The organism is Paraburkholderia sp. GAS206C (assembly GCF_050435645.1).
GTDB classification, from domain to species: Bacteria; Pseudomonadota; Gammaproteobacteria; order Burkholderiales; family Burkholderiaceae; genus Paraburkholderia; species Paraburkholderia phenazinium_B.
This window is the reverse complement of the sequence record NZ_JBNDKR010000003.1, coordinates 187,057-204,559: the sequence shown is the minus strand read 5'-3', so window position 1 is coordinate 204,559 and position 17,503 is coordinate 187,057. Positions and strand designations below refer to the sequence as shown.

The 17,503-nt window shown below is 62.3% G+C and carries 17 protein-coding genes, 1 tRNA gene and 1 pseudogene; 12 read left to right on the top strand and 7 right to left on the bottom strand.

Annotated features, from left to right (window positions below; translation table 11 throughout):
* The first annotated feature begins 68 nt into the window (after positions 1–68).
* The 8 genes from P3T20_RS09265 (at position 69) to hisC (ending at position 7,281) form a co-directional block, all read left to right on the top strand.
* Positions 69–1,910 (top strand): tetratricopeptide repeat protein, encoded by a 1,842-nt coding sequence (locus P3T20_RS09265; protein ID WP_074263295.1) that lies wholly within the window; start codon positions 69–71, stop codon positions 1,908–1,910.
* Positions 1,910–2,584, top strand: coding sequence for a lipoprotein insertase outer membrane protein LolB (gene lolB, locus P3T20_RS09260; RefSeq protein ID WP_074263294.1), 675 nt, complete (start codon positions 1,910–1,912; stop codon positions 2,582–2,584). The genes P3T20_RS09265 and lolB overlap by 1 nt, the downstream gene beginning before the upstream one ends.
* A 53-nt stretch (positions 2,585–2,637) precedes the next feature.
* Entirely contained in the window at positions 2,638–3,519 is an 882-nt protein-coding gene (gene ispE, locus P3T20_RS09255) for a 4-(cytidine 5'-diphospho)-2-C-methyl-D-erythritol kinase (RefSeq protein ID WP_074263293.1), read from the top strand.
* Between the two features lie 53 nt (positions 3,520–3,572).
* Positions 3,573–3,649 (top strand) — tRNA-Gln (locus P3T20_RS09250).
* Between the two features lie 45 nt (positions 3,650–3,694).
* Positions 3,695–4,651 carry a ribose-phosphate pyrophosphokinase gene (locus tag P3T20_RS09245; protein ID WP_074263292.1) on the top strand — a complete coding sequence of 319 codons (957 nt, stop codon included), beginning with the start codon at positions 3,695–3,697 and terminating at the stop codon, positions 4,649–4,651.
* A gap of 165 nt (positions 4,652–4,816) precedes the next feature.
* The gene (locus P3T20_RS09240; protein WP_074263291.1) at positions 4,817–5,443 is read left to right on the top strand and encodes a 50S ribosomal protein L25/general stress protein Ctc; all 627 of its coding nucleotides are present in this window, start codon (positions 4,817–4,819) and stop codon (positions 5,441–5,443) included.
* A gap of 141 nt (positions 5,444–5,584) precedes the next feature.
* Positions 5,585–6,187, top strand: coding sequence for an aminoacyl-tRNA hydrolase (gene pth / locus P3T20_RS09235; protein WP_429286765.1), 603 nt, complete (start codon positions 5,585–5,587; stop codon positions 6,185–6,187).
* Between the two features lie 14 nt (positions 6,188–6,201).
* Complete coding sequence (gene hisC, locus P3T20_RS09230; RefSeq protein ID WP_429286974.1) at positions 6,202–7,281, top strand: histidinol-phosphate transaminase; 1,080 nt, start codon at positions 6,202–6,204, stop codon at positions 7,279–7,281.
* A 61-nt stretch (positions 7,282–7,342) separates the two neighbouring features.
* On the opposite strand, the gene P3T20_RS09225 is transcribed toward hisC, so the two are convergent.
* From P3T20_RS09225 to rsmD, 3 genes are all read right to left on the bottom strand, one after another.
* The gene (locus P3T20_RS09225) at positions 7,343–7,597 is read right to left on the bottom strand and encodes a YfhL family 4Fe-4S dicluster ferredoxin (protein ID WP_429286764.1); all 255 of its coding nucleotides are present in this window, start codon (positions 7,595–7,597) and stop codon (positions 7,343–7,345) included.
* Positions 7,598–7,662: 65 nt separating this feature from the next.
* Positions 7,663–8,175: a pantetheine-phosphate adenylyltransferase gene (gene coaD, locus P3T20_RS09220; RefSeq protein WP_429286763.1), complete on the bottom strand. Its 513-nt coding sequence runs from the start codon at positions 8,173–8,175 to the stop codon at positions 7,663–7,665.
* Positions 8,176–8,288: 113 nt separating this feature from the next.
* The gene (gene rsmD, locus P3T20_RS09215; protein WP_074263287.1) at positions 8,289–8,903 is read right to left on the bottom strand and encodes a 16S rRNA (guanine(966)-N(2))-methyltransferase RsmD; all 615 of its coding nucleotides are present in this window, start codon (positions 8,901–8,903) and stop codon (positions 8,289–8,291) included.
* A 248-nt stretch (positions 8,904–9,151) separates the two neighbouring features.
* Here rsmD and ftsY point away from each other — a divergent pair, with 248 nt between their 5' ends.
* Positions 9,152–10,336 (top strand): signal recognition particle-docking protein FtsY, encoded by a 1,185-nt coding sequence (gene ftsY, locus P3T20_RS09210; RefSeq protein WP_429286762.1) that lies wholly within the window; start codon positions 9,152–9,154, stop codon positions 10,334–10,336.
* Between the two features lie 132 nt (positions 10,337–10,468).
* Here ftsY and maiA read toward each other — a convergent pair whose 3' ends face one another.
* Entirely contained in the window at positions 10,469–11,113 is a 645-nt protein-coding gene (gene maiA, locus P3T20_RS09205; protein WP_429286761.1) for a maleylacetoacetate isomerase, read from the bottom strand.
* 28 nt (positions 11,114–11,141) lie between these two features.
* Positions 11,142–11,840 (bottom strand): fumarylacetoacetate hydrolase family protein, encoded by a 699-nt coding sequence (locus tag P3T20_RS09200; protein ID WP_074263284.1) that lies wholly within the window; start codon positions 11,838–11,840, stop codon positions 11,142–11,144.
* Positions 11,841–12,158: 318 nt separating this feature from the next.
* Between P3T20_RS09200 and ybiB the strand changes: the two genes are divergently transcribed.
* On the top strand, positions 12,159–13,133 hold the full coding sequence (gene ybiB, locus P3T20_RS09195; RefSeq protein ID WP_429286973.1) for a DNA-binding protein YbiB: 975 nt from the start codon (positions 12,159–12,161) through the stop codon (positions 13,131–13,133).
* Between the two features lie 406 nt (positions 13,134–13,539).
* Entirely contained in the window at positions 13,540–15,279 is a 1,740-nt protein-coding gene (gene leuA / locus P3T20_RS09190) for a 2-isopropylmalate synthase (protein ID WP_429286760.1), read from the top strand.
* 124 nt (positions 15,280–15,403) lie between these two features.
* On the opposite strand, the gene P3T20_RS09185 is transcribed toward leuA, so the two are convergent.
* On the bottom strand, positions 15,404–15,790 hold the full coding sequence (locus P3T20_RS09185) for a nuclear transport factor 2 family protein (RefSeq protein WP_074263282.1): 387 nt from the start codon (positions 15,788–15,790) through the stop codon (positions 15,404–15,406).
* Positions 15,791–15,833: 43 nt separating this feature from the next.
* Positions 15,834–15,973 (bottom strand): annotated as a pseudogene (locus tag P3T20_RS09180) (acyloxyacyl hydrolase); the annotation flags it as partial.
* Between the two features lie 411 nt (positions 15,974–16,384).
* Here P3T20_RS09180 and rpoH point away from each other — a divergent pair.
* Complete coding sequence (gene rpoH, locus P3T20_RS09175; protein ID WP_074263281.1) at positions 16,385–17,320, top strand: RNA polymerase sigma factor RpoH; 936 nt, start codon at positions 16,385–16,387, stop codon at positions 17,318–17,320.
* The last annotated feature ends 183 nt before the right edge of the window (positions 17,321–17,503 follow it).

Below are 17,503 nucleotides of genomic sequence, written 5' to 3'. Positions count from 1 at the left end.
TGCGTGAGTGGTTGTGCGCTTATTGTAGCGAGCGCGTTACAATCGTCCGAAACATTGAACGGATTTCCATGAACTTGTCCTTCGTGAAGCTGTTTTCGAAGCGCCCGTCGCGCGCCTCCCGCGTGCCGCACGCTGTCTCCGCCCGACGCCTGTTAGGTGCGGCGGCGCTTACCGTGTGGGCGCTCGCCGCCTTGCCGGGGCACGCGCAGGATCCCTCGTCCGATTCGGACGACAACTCCGTGTCCATCCCGGACGCGCTCGGTGCGCAAACGCCTGAAGACCAGAAAAATCTGCCCGATATTGCCCTGTCGAGCCAGATCGTGTTCCAGGTGCTCGCGGCGGAAGTCGCCTTGCAGCGCGACCAGCCGGCGCCGGCCTATCAAACGTACCTTGCGCTTGCGCGCGACACGCACGATCCGCGCATGGCGCAACGCGCCACGGAGATCGCGCTGGCAGCGCAGAGTCCTTCGGACGCCCTCGCGGCCGCGCAATTGTGGCAGCAGTATGCGCCCTCGTCGGAACGCGCGGCGCAACTCGATGCTTCGCTGCTCGTTCTGTCGGGCAAGCCTGACGACGCAGAGCCGCTGCTCACACGCGAACTGGCAAAGGTGCCGGAAGCGAATCGCGGCAGCGCGATCCTCTCGCTGCAACTGCTGCTCTCGCGCGGTCCGAATCGTATCGGCGGCCTGCATGTGCTGCAGGATCTGCTGAAGAACGACATGAACCGGCCCGAAGCGCAACTGGCTATCGCCCGTCAGCAGATCGTGGCGAACGATGCGCCGGGCGCACGCAAGTCGCTCGAGCAGGCGCTCGCCTTGAAGCCCGACTATCTGCCCGCGGCACTCACGCTCTCGCAGATGGGCCCGGAAGAGCGCAAGGAAGGCATCGCGTCGCTCGAGAAGTACGTCCAGCAAAATCCGAAATCGCATGATGCCCGGCTCGCGCTGGCCCAGATGTATCTGGCCAGCGACCGTCTCGACGACGCGCAGGCGCAGTTCGTTGAGATGCACAAGGACAACGCGAACGATCTGACGCCGATGATGGCGCTCGCGCTGATCGCGATCCAGAAAAAGGACTATCCAACCGCGCAGACCTATCTGCAGCAGTACGCGCAGAAAGCGGAGAAGACGACGGGTGCCGATCCGGGCCAGGCCTACATCTATCTCGCGCAGATCTCGCTCGAGCAGAAGAACGACGCAGCGGCAGGCGACTGGTTGAACAAGATTGCGCCGACGAGCCAGCAGTACATTCCGGCGCAGATCACGCGCGCCCAGTTGCTCGAAAAGCAGAACAAGCCGGACGACGCCCGCAAGCTGCTGGCGGGCCTGCGAGCGCCTGACCCACGCGATCAGGCCTTGATCGACCGCACCGACGCCGCCATCCTGTTCGACTCGAAGCGTTATCCGGAAGCGGAAGCGCGCCTGGCGCAAGCCACCGCCGACTTCCCCGACGACCCCGATCTGACCTACGACTATGCGATGGCGGCCGAGAAGAACGGCCACTACGACATCATGGAAGCGCAGTTGCGCAGGCTGATCGACACGCAGCCGGACAATCCGCAGGCCTACAACGCCCTCGGCTATTCACTGGCGGACCGCGGCGTGCGCCTGCAGGAAGCGGACAAGCTGATCCAGAAGGCCGCGTCGCTGGCGCCGAACGATGCGTTCATCATGGACAGCGTGGGCTGGGTCAAGTATCGCCTCGGCGATACGTCGGATGCGCTCACGCTGCTGCGCAAGGCCTACAATCTGCAGCCCAATGCAGAAATCGGCGCGCATCTTGGCGAAGTACTGTGGAAGACCGGCGCCCAGGATCAGGCGCGCGACGCCTGGCGTGAAGCCCGCAAGCTCGAACCGGACAACGATACGCTCCTCAAAACGCTCGCACGTTTTCAGGTGAACGATCTCTGATGCTCATTTCGAACCGCTCTATCCGCTCCGCGCACTGGCTTGCTGGCTGGTTCCATTATTTCCAGGCGCCCCGCCGCGCGGCGCTGGGGTTCGCAGCGGCGGCTGTCGTCACGGTGTCCGGATTGACCGGGTGCGCCTCGGTGACACCGCGGCAACCGTCGACGTCTAACGCCACGACCTCGGTCACGGCTCAAACAAGCCGCGCCTATCACGGCCGCTTCGCCGTCCAGTACGTCGATCAGAACGGTGCGCAACGCAACGCCTACGGCAATTTCGACTGGCAGGAAGCCGGCGACACGGTCACGCTCCAGTTGCGTAACCCGCTCGGTCAGACACTCGCGATTGTCACATCGTCGCCAGCCTCTGCCTCGCTCGAACTGCCGAATCGCCAGCCGCTCACCGCCGACAACGTGTCCACGCTGATGCAGAATGCGCTCGGCTTTGCGTTGCCCGTCGAAGGCCTGCGCTACTGGTTGCAGCCATCGGCCGCGCCCACTTCGCGAGCCAGAACCGAGCAGGATCCGCAGGATCCCGCACATCTGAAGGAAATCGTTCAGGACGGCTGGACCATCAACTACGTCGCGTATGCCGATGCACCGGCCACTGGCCTCAAGCGCGTCAATCTGAGCCGCCAGGAACCGCCACTCGAAATCAAGCTGGTACTCGACCAGTGACCTGGCGAAGCGCACTACCCGTACGACTCGCCTGCTGCAATTCGTCTTTACTCATGACCGAAACAAACGATTCGCTGCGCGACTGCCTCGCGCCAGCGAAGCTCAATCTCTTCCTGCACATCACCGGCCGGCGGCCGGATGGCTATCACTCGCTGCAGACCGTGTTCCAGTTGCTCGACTGGGGCGACACGCTGCATTTCACGCGACGGTCCGACGGTCTCGTCACGCGTAGCAGCGACATCTCCGGTGTGCCGCCGGAACAGGATCTGACGGTGCGAGCCGCGGTACTGCTGAAAAGCCATACGGGCACGCAGGAAGGCGTCGACATTGCGATCGAGAAACGGCTGCCGATGGGCGCCGGCCTCGGCGGCGGCAGTTCGGACGCGGCCACCACGCTGCTGGCGCTGAACCGTCTGTGGAAGCTCGCTCTGCCGCGCGAAGAACTGCAGGCAATTGCACTGAAGCTGGGTGCCGATGTGCCGTTCTTTGTGTTCGGAAAAAATGCGTTTGCAGAGGGTGTCGGAGAGGCATTGGAGGTTGTACAATTGCCGCCGCGATATTTCCTCGTTGTGACACCAAGGGTTCACGTTCCAACTGCAGCGATTTTCTCCGAGAAATCGTTGACAAGGGACTCAAAACCCCTCACAATTACGGACTTTCTTGCACAACAAACTTGCAGTACGGGATGGCCCGACAGTTTTGGCCGGAATGACATGCAGCAGGTTGTCGTGGGAAAATACGCAGAAGTTGCGCAGGTGTTGGGATGGTTTGACAACGTCGCACCCGCGCGGATGACTGGATCAGGTGCAAGCGTTTTTGCAGCGTTCCAAAGTCGCGATGAAGCAGAAGCGGTGCAAGCCAAACTGCCAGGCGAATGGAACAGCGCGGTAACAGCAAGCTTGGATATACATCCACTATTCGGCTTCGCGTCATAAAGTTTTGCATCGTCGAGCGGTCCTACACGCTCGGGGAAGCTCAAAGTTAGTGTAGGGGAGTCGCCAAGTTGGTTAAGGCACCGGATTTTGATTCCGGCATTCGAGGGTTCGAGTCCTTCCTCCCCTGCCAAAAATTCTCGCAGTTCCTCGCCCCCCAGCCAGAAGCAGGTGCATGATGAGCAGCCATGACGGCCTGATGGTTTTTACTGGCAACGCGAATCCCGCGCTTGCACACGAAGTCGTAAAAATCCTCGGTATTCCCCTCGGCAAAGCGATGGTCAGCCGTTTTTCGGACGGCGAGATCCAGGTCGAGATTCAGGAAAACGTGCGCGGCAAGGATGTCTTCGTCCTGCAATCCACGTGCGCGCCGGCGAACGACAACCTGATGGAACTGATGATCATGGTCGATGCGCTCAAGCGCGCATCCGCTGGCCGGATCACCGCTGCTATCCCCTACTTCGGCTATGCCCGCCAGGATCGCCGCCCGCGTTCGGCACGCGTCGCGATCTCGGCGAAGGTGGTGGCGAACATGCTGGAAATCGCTGGCGTCGAGCGGATCATCACGATGGATCTGCACGCTGACCAGATTCAAGGTTTTTTCGACATCCCCGTCGACAACATCTACGCCACGCCCGTGCTGCTCGGCGATCTGCGCAAGCAAAATCACGAGAACCTTCTGGTCGTGTCGCCGGACGTCGGCGGTGTGGTCCGTGCCCGTGCGCTGGCCAAGCAACTGAACTGCGATCTCGCGATCATCGACAAGCGCCGCCCGAAGGCGAATATCGCTGAAGTGATGAACATCATCGGTGAAGTCGAAGGCCGTACCTGCGTGATCATGGACGACATGGTCGACACCGCGGGCACGCTCTGCAAGGCAGCACAGGTATTGAAGCAGCGCGGCGCAATCAAGGTGTTCGCGTATGCAACCCACCCGGTTCTGTCGGGCGGTGCCGGCGAGCGTATTGCTGCATCCGCGCTCGACGAACTGGTCGTCACGGACACGATTCCGCTCGGCGAAGAAGCCCGCTCGTGCGCCAAGATCCGTTCGCTGACGAGCGCAGGTCTGTTGGCCGAAACGTTCTCGCGGATCCGCCGCGGCGATTCGGTGATGTCGCTGTTTGCGGAAAGTTAAGTATTTGCGAAGGCGCGACGCGCGGTTACAAGTCGCACGCTGCGCTTTTGCACAATCGGCATGGACGAACGAAGGTTCGTGCCGTCGAGTCTGGGGCCTCAGCCAATCTGGCATGAAGGCCCCGTTTTTACTGCCTGGTCGCGGGCAGTGCATTGGAGATTCAAAATGAAAGTAGTCGCTTTCGAGCGTTCACAGCAAGGTACGGGTGCGAGCCGCCGCCTGCGTATTACCGGCAAGACGCCGGCAATCGTTTATGGCGCTGGTGCTGAACCGCAAATGATCGAACTCGATCACAACGCGTTGTGGCACGCCCTGAAGAAAGAAGTTTTCCATTCGTCGATTCTCGATCTAGAAGTCGGCGGTAAGGCGCAACAGGTTCTGCTGCGCGACGTGCAATACCATCCGTTCCGTCAGCTCGTGCTGCACGTGGACTTCCAGCGCGTCGACGCAACGAAGAAGCTGCACACCAAGGTGCCGCTGCACTTCATGAACCAGGAATCGAACCCGGCAGTCAAGCTGTCGAGCGCGGTGATCTCGCACGTTCTGAACGAAATCGAAATCGAGTGCCTGCCGTCGGCACTGCCTGAGTTCCTCGAAGTCGACCTCGCGAAGATCGAAGCAGGTCAAACGATGCACGCCAAGGACATCGTCCTGCCGGCTGGTGTCGCGCTGATTGCACACATCGAAGCTGAAAACCCGGTGATCGCATCCGCGACGATCCCGGCTGGCGCTGTCGCTGAAGGCGACGCTGCTGCTCCTGCTGCTGGCGAAGGCGAAACGCCGGCCGCTTAAGCTGCATAGAGCGAGCAATCCTCTCGATCCGTTTCAATGGAACGGACGATATGACCCGCCGCGGTTCGCCCCGGCGGGTTTTTTTTCGTTTTTTCAGGTCGCGTGGTACGCCGCCGGCCCTTAACCCATCATGAATCAATCATGATCAAGCTGATCGTGGGGCTCGGCAACCCGGGCGCCGAATACACCGCGACGCGTCACAACGCCGGTTTCTGGCTGGTCGATCAACTGGCGCGCGAAGCCGGCGCCACCTTGCGTGACGAGCGGCGCTTTCACGGTTTCTATGCGAAGGCCCGTCTGCATGGCGAAGAGGTCCATCTGCTCGAGCCGCAGACGTATATGAACCGCTCGGGGCAATCGGTCGTCGCGCTCGCGCATTTCTTCAAGATCCTGCCCGATGAGATTCTGGTTGCGCACGACGAACTCGATCTGCCGCCCGGCACCGTCAAGCTGAAGCTCGGTGGCGGCAGCGGCGGCCATAACGGCCTGAAGGACATCTCCGCGCATCTCTCGTCACAACAATATTGGCGGCTGCGTATCGGCATTGGCCATCCGCGCGATCTGATTCCGGAAAGTGCACGTGCCGGCGCCAAGCCGGACGTAGCCAACTACGTGCTGAAGCCGCCGCGCCGCGAAGAGCAGGATGTGATTGACGCATCGATCGAACGCGCGCTCGTGCAGATGCCGCTCGTCGTCAAGGGCGAGCTCGACCGGGCGGTAATGCAGTTGCATCGCAGCAGCTGAATATGGAGGCAAGTTTGAGCCGTTACTGGAGTGACATCGTCCACCGTCTGACGCCGTATGTGCCGGGCGAACAGCCCGCGCTCGCCCATCCGGTCAAGCTGAACACCAACGAGAACCCGTATCCTCCGTCGCCGCGCGTGCTGGAAGCGATCCGTCATGAACTCGGTGACAGTGCGGAATCGCTGCGACGCTATCCCGACCCGACCGCACGCAAGCTGCGCGAGACGGTCGCGGCGCACCACGGCATCCGCGCCGAACAGGTGTTCGCCGGCAACGGTTCGGACGAAGTTCTCGCGCTGACCTTCCAGGCGCTGCTCAAGCACGACAAGCCGATCCTGTTCCCGGACATCACGTACAGCTTTTATCCGACGTACGCCGGCCTGTTCGAGGTCGAATACCGGACCGTTCCCGTGGATGACGCGTTCGCCATCCGCGTCGACGACTACGATTTGCCCAACGGCGGCGTCCTTTTGCCGAATCCGAATGCGCCGACTGGCCACCCTTTGCCGCTCGGCGAGCTTGAGCGGCTGGTGGCGCGCCATGCCGACTCGGTTGTGGTGATCGACGAAGCATATGTGGACTTCGGCGCGCAGTCGGCGATCTCGCTGATCGACCGCTATCCGAATCTGCTGGTGACGCAGACCGTCTCGAAGTCGCGCTCGCTGGCCGGCATGCGCGTGGGTTTTGCGTTCGGCAATGTGGCGCTGATCGAAGCGCTGACGCGCGTCAAGGACAGCTTCAACTCCTATCCGCTCGACCGGCTTGCACAGGTCGCAGCAATCGCCGCCTATCAGGACGATGTGTGGTTCCGCGACAGTTGCGCGAAAGTTATCGCGAGCCGCGAGCGTCTGTCTGCGGGCCTGACAGGACTTGGTTTCGGTGTCGTGCCGTCGGGGGCGAATTTTGTGTTCGCCCGCCACGAAGGCTATGACGCGGCGACGCTTGCCTTGCGGCTAAGGGAGAAGGAGATTTTTGTGCGCCATTTCAAGGCGCCGCGCATCGATCAGCATTTGCGTATCTCGATCGGCACTGATGCGGAATGCGATACTTTGCTGGAAGCGCTGAAGGATATATTTCGCGCGCACGCAGGCTAAGCACGCGGGAAGGCGAAGGGTGCGTATGGCGAGGCGCGCGCGTCTCGCCAAAACAGACTGCTCAGGCCTTGGCGGCCTGCAGCGCGTGATACTTCGCCAGCAGGCCTTCGGGCGTTTCCAGGTGTTCCGGGTCGCGCGGAATGCACTCCACCGGGCACACCTGGATACACTGCGGCTCGTCGAAATGACCGACGCATTCGGTGCATTTCTTCGGGTCGATCACATAGATTTCCGGGCCCATCGAAATTGCGTCGTTCGGGCACTCGGGCTCGCACACGTCGCAATTGATGCACTCGTCGGTAATCATCAGGGCCATGCTTTTCTCACTTCGGGCCGGCGCGAGGCCGGCTTTCGTTCCGTCAAACCGCTAGTTTACGCTGGTTAGGACTGTCCCGCCTGGCCGTTGTCCTGATCCAGCAAAGCCACCTTGTCCTTCAGCCACTTTTCCACGGACGGGAACACAAACTTGCTGACGTCGCCGCCCAGCTGCGCGATCTCGCGCACGATGGTGCCGGAGATGAACTGATACTGGTCCGACGGCGTCATGAACATCGTCTCTACGTCGGGCAGCAGATAGCGGTTCATGCCGGCCATCTGAAACTCGTATTCGAAGTCCGACACGGCGCGCAGGCCGCGCACGATCACACGGGCGTTGTTGGTGCGAACGAAATCCTTCAATAGCCCCTTGAAGCTCATTACCTGCACATTCGGGTAATGACCGAGGACTTCGTGAGCGATATCGAGGCGCTCTTCGAGTGTAAAGAACGGCTTCTTGTTGCGGCTGTCGGCGACGCCTACCACCAGCGTGTCGAAAATGCTCGACGCGCGCCGAACGAGGTCTTCGTGACCGCGAGTCAGCGGGTCGAACGTACCCGGGTACACGGCGACTACCATGACACTTCTCCTCTCTTCAGACAAATGGGCACGTCAAGCACGCCCGCAGGGCGCGTTTGCCGCCGGTCGCGCGCGTGACGGCTAGCCGTCCGGCGCTTGTTTTGGAACGCGCATTATTCCTCATTTTCGCGCTGCAGCAAATGATAGTGGACCGCCCCAGCCTTCCCCTGCCGAACGATGGTCCAGCCCGCCAGCGCGGGCGTCTGTGCGACGTCGAGCGCATCGCCGGCTTCCACATAGAGGAATCCTTCGGCGCTGACGAGCGGTGCCGCCAGTTCCAGCGCGCGGCCCAGCAGGTCGGAATCGAACGGCGGATCGAGGAACACCACGTCGAACGAACCGGGTGCGAGGCTCGCCGCGAGGCGCAGCGCGTCCGCTTCGGCCACTTCTATGGTGTTGGGCGCGAGGCGCGCCTGATTGGCACGCAATTGCCCGGCCGCCTTACCGTGGCGCTCGACCATCAAGACCCGTGCCGCGCCGCGCGAAGCCGCCTCGAAGCCCAGCGCCCCGCTGCCGGCGAACAGATCGAGGCAACGCTGGCCGTCAAGGCGCTGACCGAGCCAGTTAAAGAGCGTTTCCCGCACGCGGTCGGGCGTAGGACGCAGGCCGTCGAGGTCGAGGACAGGCAACGGTGTGCGCTTCCAGTCGCCGCCAATGATGCGGATGGCGTGCGGTTTGCCGCGGTGAGACGGAGCAGCGGGCGCGCGGGAGGTAGAGGGACGAGGCATGCAGATTCGAACGGTTAAACGGTTAGGCAGTTACCCACAGACGCTTTTGCACTAGGGTTGGAGAGGCAACGTTACCACAGGGTGAAAAGCATCTCACCCTGGCCGGACGGCTAATGCGGCCAGATCAGACATGCCTGATAAAATAAGCGCCTTCCAGCGCCTTGCATCCCGCATTGTCACGCTGCCTGCCGCTGCCACCGGGCCCAACCGGCTGCGCGCACCGGCGCTCGCTCTCACCACGCCAGAACATGTTCAGCTTTTTCAAACGATTCAAGGGTTCGAAAGACCCTGACGCGACGCCCGAGGAATCGCAGACGGCGCAGGAATCCGTCGCTCCGCAAGCCGAAGCCGCCGCGGCACGGCCGGCCGTGCCTGCTGCACCAACCGCCCCGCGGCCCGTCAGCAACACTGGCACGCAAGCCGCGCCCGTGAGCGACTTCGAGCCGCTTGTGCCCCTGCAAGCGCAGCCTGAAGAGGAAACCGCGCTCGAAACCGTGGAGATCGTGCCGCCGCCGTTGCCCGAAGCTGCGGCCAAGCGGTCCTGGCTCACGCGCCTGAAAACCGGTCTGTCCAAGACCAGTTCGAACCTGACCGGCATCTTCATCAACGCCAAGATCGACGATGACCTCTACGAGGAGCTCGAAACCGCCCTGCTGATGTCCGACGCAGGTGTCGACGCCACCGAATTTCTGCTCGAATCGCTGCGTGAAAAAGTCCGCGCTGAGCGTCTGACCGAGCCGCAACAGGTCAAGGCCGCGCTACGCACACTGTTGATCGACCTGCTCAAACCGCTCGAGAAATCACTGATGCTCGGCCGCGCCCAGCCGCTCGTGATGATGATCGCGGGGGTGAACGGCGCCGGCAAAACCACTAGCATCGGCAAGCTCGCGAAGCATCTGCAGAGCTTCAACCAGTCGGTGCTGCTGGCCGCAGGCGACACCTTCCGCGCCGCCGCGCGCGAACAGCTCGCGATCTGGGGCGAACGCAACAACGTGACGGTCGTGTCACAGGAAAGCGGCGATCCGGCCGCGGTGATCTTCGACGCGGTCGGCGCAGCTCGCGCGCGCAAGATCGATGTGCTGATGGCCGACACGGCCGGACGTCTGCCAACCCAGTTGCATCTGATGGAAGAGTTGCGCAAGGTCAAGCGCGTGATCGGCAAGGCGATGGACAGCGCCCCGCACGAAGTGCTGCTCGTGATCGACGCCAACACCGGTCAGAACGCGCTCACGCAAGTAAAAGCGTTCGACGATGCGCTCGGACTCACAGGTCTGATCGTCACCAAGCTCGACGGCACGGCCAAAGGCGGCATTCTCGCGGCCATTGCGCGGCAACGGCCGATCCCGGTGTACTTCATCGGCGTCGGCGAGAAGGTGGAGGACTTGCAGCCGTTCAGCGCCGAGGAGTTTTCTGACGCGTTGCTCGGCGGCTAAACAGCGCGGATGGGCATCTCGCCGGCGTGAGTCGCAAGATCGCGGCACCAACAAAGAGGGCGCTCCGTGGAGCGCCCTCTTTGTTGGTGCCATACCTGGCCACAATGGCTCAGCGGCCCATTGACTCGCCCCTCACTCCGCGTCCGGTTGCACACCGGGCGCCGCGCGCGCGAACGCATCAAGCTGCAACGCCTGATCGTGAATGCGATGGATCGTCGGAAAACGCGTCAGGTCGATCTTGAAGCGCTGCGCGTTGAACACCTGCGGCACGAGACACGCATCGGCCATCGTCGGCGTATCGCCGAAGCAGAACTTGCCGGTGCGCGAATCGCTCGCCAGATGCTCTTCGAGCGTCGTGAAACCCGCCTCGACCCAATGCCGATACCACTCGTCCCTGGTTGCGTCGTCGGCGCCTACCGTGTGCTTCAGATATTTCAGCACGCGCAGATTGTTCACGGGATGGATCTCGCAGGCCACCTGCAGCGCCACCGATCGCACATATGCGCGATCAACCGGCGACTTCGGCAGCAACGGTGGCTCCGGATGCGTTTCCTCCAGATACTCGATGATCGCGAGCGACTGCGTCAAAACGTTGTCGCCATCCACGAGCGTGGGCAGGATCGCATCCGGATTCAGCCGGCGATAAGCCGGCTTGAGCTGCTCGCCGCCATCGCGCAGCAGATGCACCGGCGCATAGTCATACGGCAGCCCCTTCAGATTCAAGGCTATCCGCACGCGATACGCCGCCGAGCTACGAAAATAGCTATAAAGCTTCATATTTGTCTGTCTCCTCCCTGCGGCAGCTTCAGACGACGCGTACGCTGAATTCGCCGAGTCCGTCCACGCCGCCCTTCATCGTGTCGCCCTTCACGACAGCGCCGACGCCTTCGGGCGTGCCCGTGAAAATCAGATCGCCGGGCTGCAGTTCGAACAGCGTCGACAGATACGCAATCGTCTCCGCCACCGACCAGATCAGCTGCGACACATCCGAGCGCTGCTTTTCTTCACCGTTGACGGTGAGCCAGATCGCGCCCTTATCGACTTGTCCAATCTTCGAAACCGGATGGATCGGGCCGAGCGGCGCCGAGTGATCGAAGCCCTTCGCGGTATCCCAGGGGCGGCCCAGCTTCTTCGCTTCAGCCTGCAAATCGCGCCGCGTCATATCGAGCCCGAGCGCGTAGCCATACACATGTTCCAGCGCCTCTCCGACCGGAATGTCCTTGCCGGGCTTGCCGATCGCCGCCACCAGTTCCATTTCGAAGTGGACGTTCTTCGATTGGGCCGGGTACGGAAATTCGCCAGTCTCGCCCGGAGCGACATAGACCACGGCATCCGCGGGCTTGCTGAAGAAAAACGGTGGTTCACGGTCAGGGTCGTGCCCCATCTCGCGCGCGTGCGCTTCGTAATTACGGCCCACGCAGTAAATACGACGCACCGCGAATTGATCGCTGGACCCGACGACCGGCACCGCGACTACCGGTGCGGGAGCAAACACGTAACTCATCCCGTTCTCCAATCTTTAGTAAGCGCCGCAAGCGCGGCAATAAAGCATTGAGTTTAACGCGAGGGTGAATGGGCTGCGCGCGAACCCGGCAGTCCAGAGAGGCCCAGCGGTGGCGCCCGGCATGAGATGAGCCGCTGACGCTTGCAGCCCTGTGTCAACTTGCGGAAACGCCATAGATGCGATACTCACTACAGATACCGCTGCGGGTATATCTGCGAATAGCGCAACCGATCCCGCCGCAGACAACACGAACACCCTGTGAATACCGTGGCCGACGCCGTCAACGCCGCGCCTGGCCACCCAGCCCCACTAAGCCCGATGACCGAATCCGCCGATACCGCCGTCCCCGACTTCCCCTGCGCCCGCTTTATCAAGGAGATTGGCCGCGGCCCGAACGGCGCACGCGCGCTGACGCCCGAAGACACGCACGCGCTCTACAGCGCGATGCTCGACGGACGCGTCTCCGATCTCGAACTCGGCGCGGTGCTACTGGCGTACCGGGTCAAGGGCGAAACCGCTGACGAGCTCGCCGCGATGCTGGCGGCCGCCCACGCCTCGTTCGAGCCGGTCCAGATTGCACACGGCGCCTATCGGCCGGTTTCCATCCCCAGCTACAACGGGGCGCGCAAGCAGCCGAACCTGGTGCCGCTGCTCGCGCTGCTGCTGGCCCGTGAAGGGGTGCCGGTACTCGTGCACGGCGTCACTGAAGACCCGGGCCGCGTGACCAGCGCCGAGATCTTCACCCATCTGCAGATCGCGCACGCGCAGGACCATGCGCAGATCGAAGACAGCCTTGCCTCGCGCCGCCTTGCCTTTGCGCCGATCACCGCGCTCGCGCCGAAGCTCGCGCGCCTGCTGGCGCTGCGCCGCCGGATGGGCGTGCGCAATTCCACCCACACGCTCGTCAAGATCCTGCAACCGTTCGCGCCACCCGGGCTGCGGCTCGTGAACTACACGCATCCACCCTATCGTGACGCCCTGACCCAATTGTTCGTCACTCATCCGGATGCGGCCGCAGGTGGTGCGCTGCTCGCACGCGGCACAGAAGGTGAAGCCGTCGCCGATACGCGCCGGCAGGTGCAGATCGACTGGCTGCATGACGGCATCTGCGAAACACGCGTGGCCGCCGAGCGCTCCTCGGCAGACGCCCCCGAAGTCGAGTTGCCCGAAGCACGCGACGCCGCTACCACCGCTGCGTGGATCGATGCCGTACTGCGCGGCGAAGCCCCCGTGCCGAGCGCGATCGAACGGCAGATTGGCGTGATCGCGGAGATCGCCCGAATCTCGGCGTGACGGGCTTCGCGCGGGCGCTACGGCGCCTCGCGCGCGGCTGCGCAACGATCCATTGTGCGCAGCCGCGGTTGACACGCTGCGGCCCGCTCGCATACATTTGACCCATGCGTTCCCTTCCGAACACCCTCCGAATTACCTCCGGCCGCCTAGCGCGGCCCCTATCGTTACGTCTAGCGTAAGCCAGGCGTAGCGCCGCGCGTTGACCGCCCCAGCGGTTCAAAGCCGGTCCTCAAAGTAGTCCCACAGTTTCCGTTGCACCCCAAACCGTAGTTCCTTTTACAACCTGTCAGTCGTTTGTATTCGTCCGTTTACCGTTCGGACGAATCGCGAAGGTCGCATCCGTGGCAACCCGCCAGCCGCTCGAGGCCACGCCCCTTCGCATACGACAGAACGAACGAGGCTCATCATGTTGCGCAATCCCGCTGAAAAATACCGACCGTTCCCCGCCGTCCGTTTGACCGGCCGAAAATGGCCCAGCCGCACGATCCAGCAAGCCCCCGTCTGGATGGCCACCGACCTGCGCGATGGCAACCAGTCGCTGATCGAGCCCATGAGCATCGCGCAAAAGCTCGAATTCTTCGAGATGCTGGTCTGGATCGGCTTCAAGGAAATCGAAGTCGGCTTTCCGTCGGCCTCGCAGACCGACTTCGATTTCGTGCGCAAGCTGATCGACGAGAAGCGCATTCCCGACGATGTGACGATCCAGGTGCTCGTCCAGTCGCGCGAAGAACTGATCGCGCGCACCTTCGAGGCGCTCGACGGCGTGCCGCGCGCGATCGTCCACTTGTACAACGCGATCGCACCGGCGTTCCGCAAGATCGTCTTCAACCAGTCGAAAGACGAAGTGAAGGCGCTCGCGGTCGAGGGCACGCGGCTCATCAAGCAATACGCGCAAGGACGGCCGCAGACGCACTGGATCTACCAGTACTCGCCCGAGACCTTCAGCATGACCGAGCTGCCGTTCGCCCGCGAGGTATGCGACGCGGTCGCCCAGACGTGGCGGCCCACGCGGGATCACAAGATGATCATTAATCTGCCCGCTACGGTCGAAGCCGCAATGCCGAACGTGTACGCCGATCAGATCGAATGGATGGACCGCAATCTCGGCTACCGGGACAGCATCGTGCTGTCGGTGCATCCTCATAACGATCGCGGCACCGCGGTCGCCGCCGCCGAACTCGCCGTGCTGGCGGGCGCGGATCGCGTCGAAGGGTGTCTCTTCGGGAATGGCGAGCGCACCGGCAATGTCGACCTCGTCACGCTGGCGATGAATCTTTACACCCAGGGCGTCGACCCTGGCCTCGACTTCTCGAATATCGACGCGGTACGCCGCGTGGTAGAGCGCTGCAACCAGTTGCCGGTGCATCCGCGCCATCCGTATGCGGGCGATCTCGTCTATACGGCGTTCTCGGGATCGCACCAGGACGCGATTCGCAAGGGCTTTGCCCAGCAGAAGCCGGACACAGTGTGGGAAGTGCCCTATCTGCCGGTCGACCCGGCCGACGTGGGCCGCAGTTATGACGCTGTGATCCGCGTGAACAGCCAGTCGGGCAAAGGTGGCTCGACCTACCTGCTCGAACGCGGCATGGGCTTCACGCCGCCGCGCCGCGTGCAGATCGAGTTCAGCCACGCGGTGCAGGCCGCCACAGATATCAGTGGCGCCGAGATCAGCGGTGAGGCGATCTGTGCGTTGTTCGCCCGCGAGTACTTCGAGACCGCAGGGCCGGCGCAGCGGGTCAACGCTTCAACCGTGCGGTGGGAAGATCGCGACGTCAATGTGGCGGCGACGAATCGGCCCCGTGGGCCGTCCGAGGGGCAAGACGCGCAGCATGCTCCGCACGAGCAACACGCCCGCCGCGTCGCCGCCGCGTTCGCTGCAGCTGCGGGGCAGACGATTGAGGTCATCTCGTTTGAAAACACGCGTACCACCGATGGGCGCACGGCGGTGTTCGTGGGCTGCAGGGTCGGGGAGCACGCGGTCCGTTACGGCGTTGGAGTTAGCCCGGAACCTGCGACGGCGGTCGTGGATGCCGTTGTCAGCGCGGTGAACCGGGCAATCGGAACAAACGAGGCAGTTGGGACAGATATGGCAGAAGTGGCAAATCCGGCGGTGTGGCAAGAGCGCGACCGCAGAGTCGCGGCCTGACGTCAACCGGCTGCTCAACTCAAACCAAAAGCAGACAACAACCTTAAGAAAGCGCGGCTCGATCTGCCGCGCCTACGAGCACGGGTCGCTCAACCAGCGTCCCGGCGAGAGAAGCCCACCGGCCTCACTCGATCGCGCAACGCGTTGCCTGCCATGCGACCAGCCGCCACTCACCGTCTTCCTGCGCATGCAGTGCCGTATAGGCAATCGGGAACAGCAACGCGCCGTTGTTCGCCTCCATCTCGATGAGCGCTCGCCCCGTGACGATCACACAGGTTTCACGCCCCACCGGCAGCACCTCCTGTGACTGGATCTCGATCTGCCGATAACGACGGCGCCCCGCTGTGATTCCGTCGATGAACTGCCGCTTCGTTTCCCGTTTGCCATTCGTGTGGACATAGCTGACGGTCTCGGAGAGCAGCGAGTCGAGCAACGGTCCGTTGCCATCGACCATCGCTCGAAAGCGGTCGCGCTCGAGCCCACGAATCGCCTCGATCACCTTTGCGGACATTGCTCAGCCCCTTTGCCTCGACGGGCCGACAGCGGCCGCGGTCTTAGAAGTTACGTTGCAAATATAGCTGGCTGAAATTTATACCAGGTTTGGGCTCTTTGATACCGCCGTTCGCGAAGGACGCCAAAACCGGTAGACCGCCAGACACTGCTGCCGACATACGAAGCCCGCCCCCACGTCAGCTGTCGAAGGGACGCTGGAACATTGCGGCGCAGCCGCGATCCAACTTCAATCGCGGTACCCACCGCGCATAAATTGCCCTTGAAAAAACCGGTCCTGCACCCCATATACTCGGAGCCACGGGCGCAAGAAATCATAAGAAGAAAGCCGGAATTCAGCTGACCAATACTCGAAAAGGCCGAAAACCGGTGACAGTCCACCACGGCGCCCCCATCTAGAGCAAATCCTACGCTCATCCCCGTCAAAGCGTAGAAAGCGTATGATGCTATTGAAAATCAAATTTCAATAGCCAGACGGGAACCATGATACCCCCACACACTCTAAGTATTAGCACTCGGATATTGAGAGTGCTAACATCCACGCTGGAGTCGAAGTTCGACTGAGCTTTTGGCTGATTCCAAAGGAGTTTTCTACGTGAGCAACGCAATGACCCTTCCGAGTACTCTGAGCCCGTCGTCGGCTAAGGCCGCTTCGGCAGGTGCACTGGCGCTCTCGCATTCTTCGCTGCTGCCCGGTCAACTGGGCAATATCGACGCCTACATCCAGGCCGTGAACCGGATTCCGATGCTGACGCCGGCGGAGGAACGACAGTTCGCCACCGAATTTCGCGAGCAGGGTAACCTGGAGTCCGCGCGCCGCCTCGTCCTGTCGCATTTGCGGCTGGTGGTGTCGATCGCGCGCAACTATCTGGGCTATGGCCTGCCGCATGCCGACCTGATCCAGGAAGGCAATATCGGCCTGATGAAGGCCGTGAAGCGCTTCGATCCGGAGCAGAACGTGCGTCTCGTGTCGTACGCCATGCACTGGATCAAGGCCGAGATCCACGAATACATCCTGCGCAACTGGCGCATGGTAAAGGTCGCTACCACCAAGGCGCAGCGCAAGCTGTTCTTCAACCTGCGCAGCCACAAGCAAGGCTTGGGCGCGTTCACGCCGGACGAGATCGAAGGTCTCGCCAAGGAACTGAACGTCAAGCGCGAGGAAGTGGCCGAGATGGAAACGCGCCTGTCCGGTGGCGATATCGCCCTGGAAGGTCAGGTGGAGGACGGCGAGGAATCGTACGCGCCGATCGCCTATCTGGCCGATTCGCATAGCGAACCGACCGCCGTGCTGGCAGCGCGTCAACGCGACAAGCTGCAAAGCGACGGCATCGCCAGCGCCCTCGAATCGCTGGACGCACGCAGCCGCCGGATTATCGAAGCCCGCTGGCTGCAGGTGCAGGATGACGGTTCGGGTGGTTCGACGCTGCACGACCTGGCAGACGAATTCGGCGTGTCGGCCGAGCGCATTCGCCAGATCGAGGCGAGCGCCATGAAGAAAATGCGCAGCGCATTGAACGAGTACGCTTAACGCAAAATAGCGGCACTCGGCGCCGTCAGACACTCGTCCGCGCTCTGTAAGACATCAGCCCTGCCCTCGTAAGACGGCGGGGCTTTTTCATTTACCACGTCCCAACCCCACCCCATTTCCTTGACGTAGCGCAAGGTTGCTTGTATTAGTGACGTGGACGGCATGCCTACGCGACCCAATGCC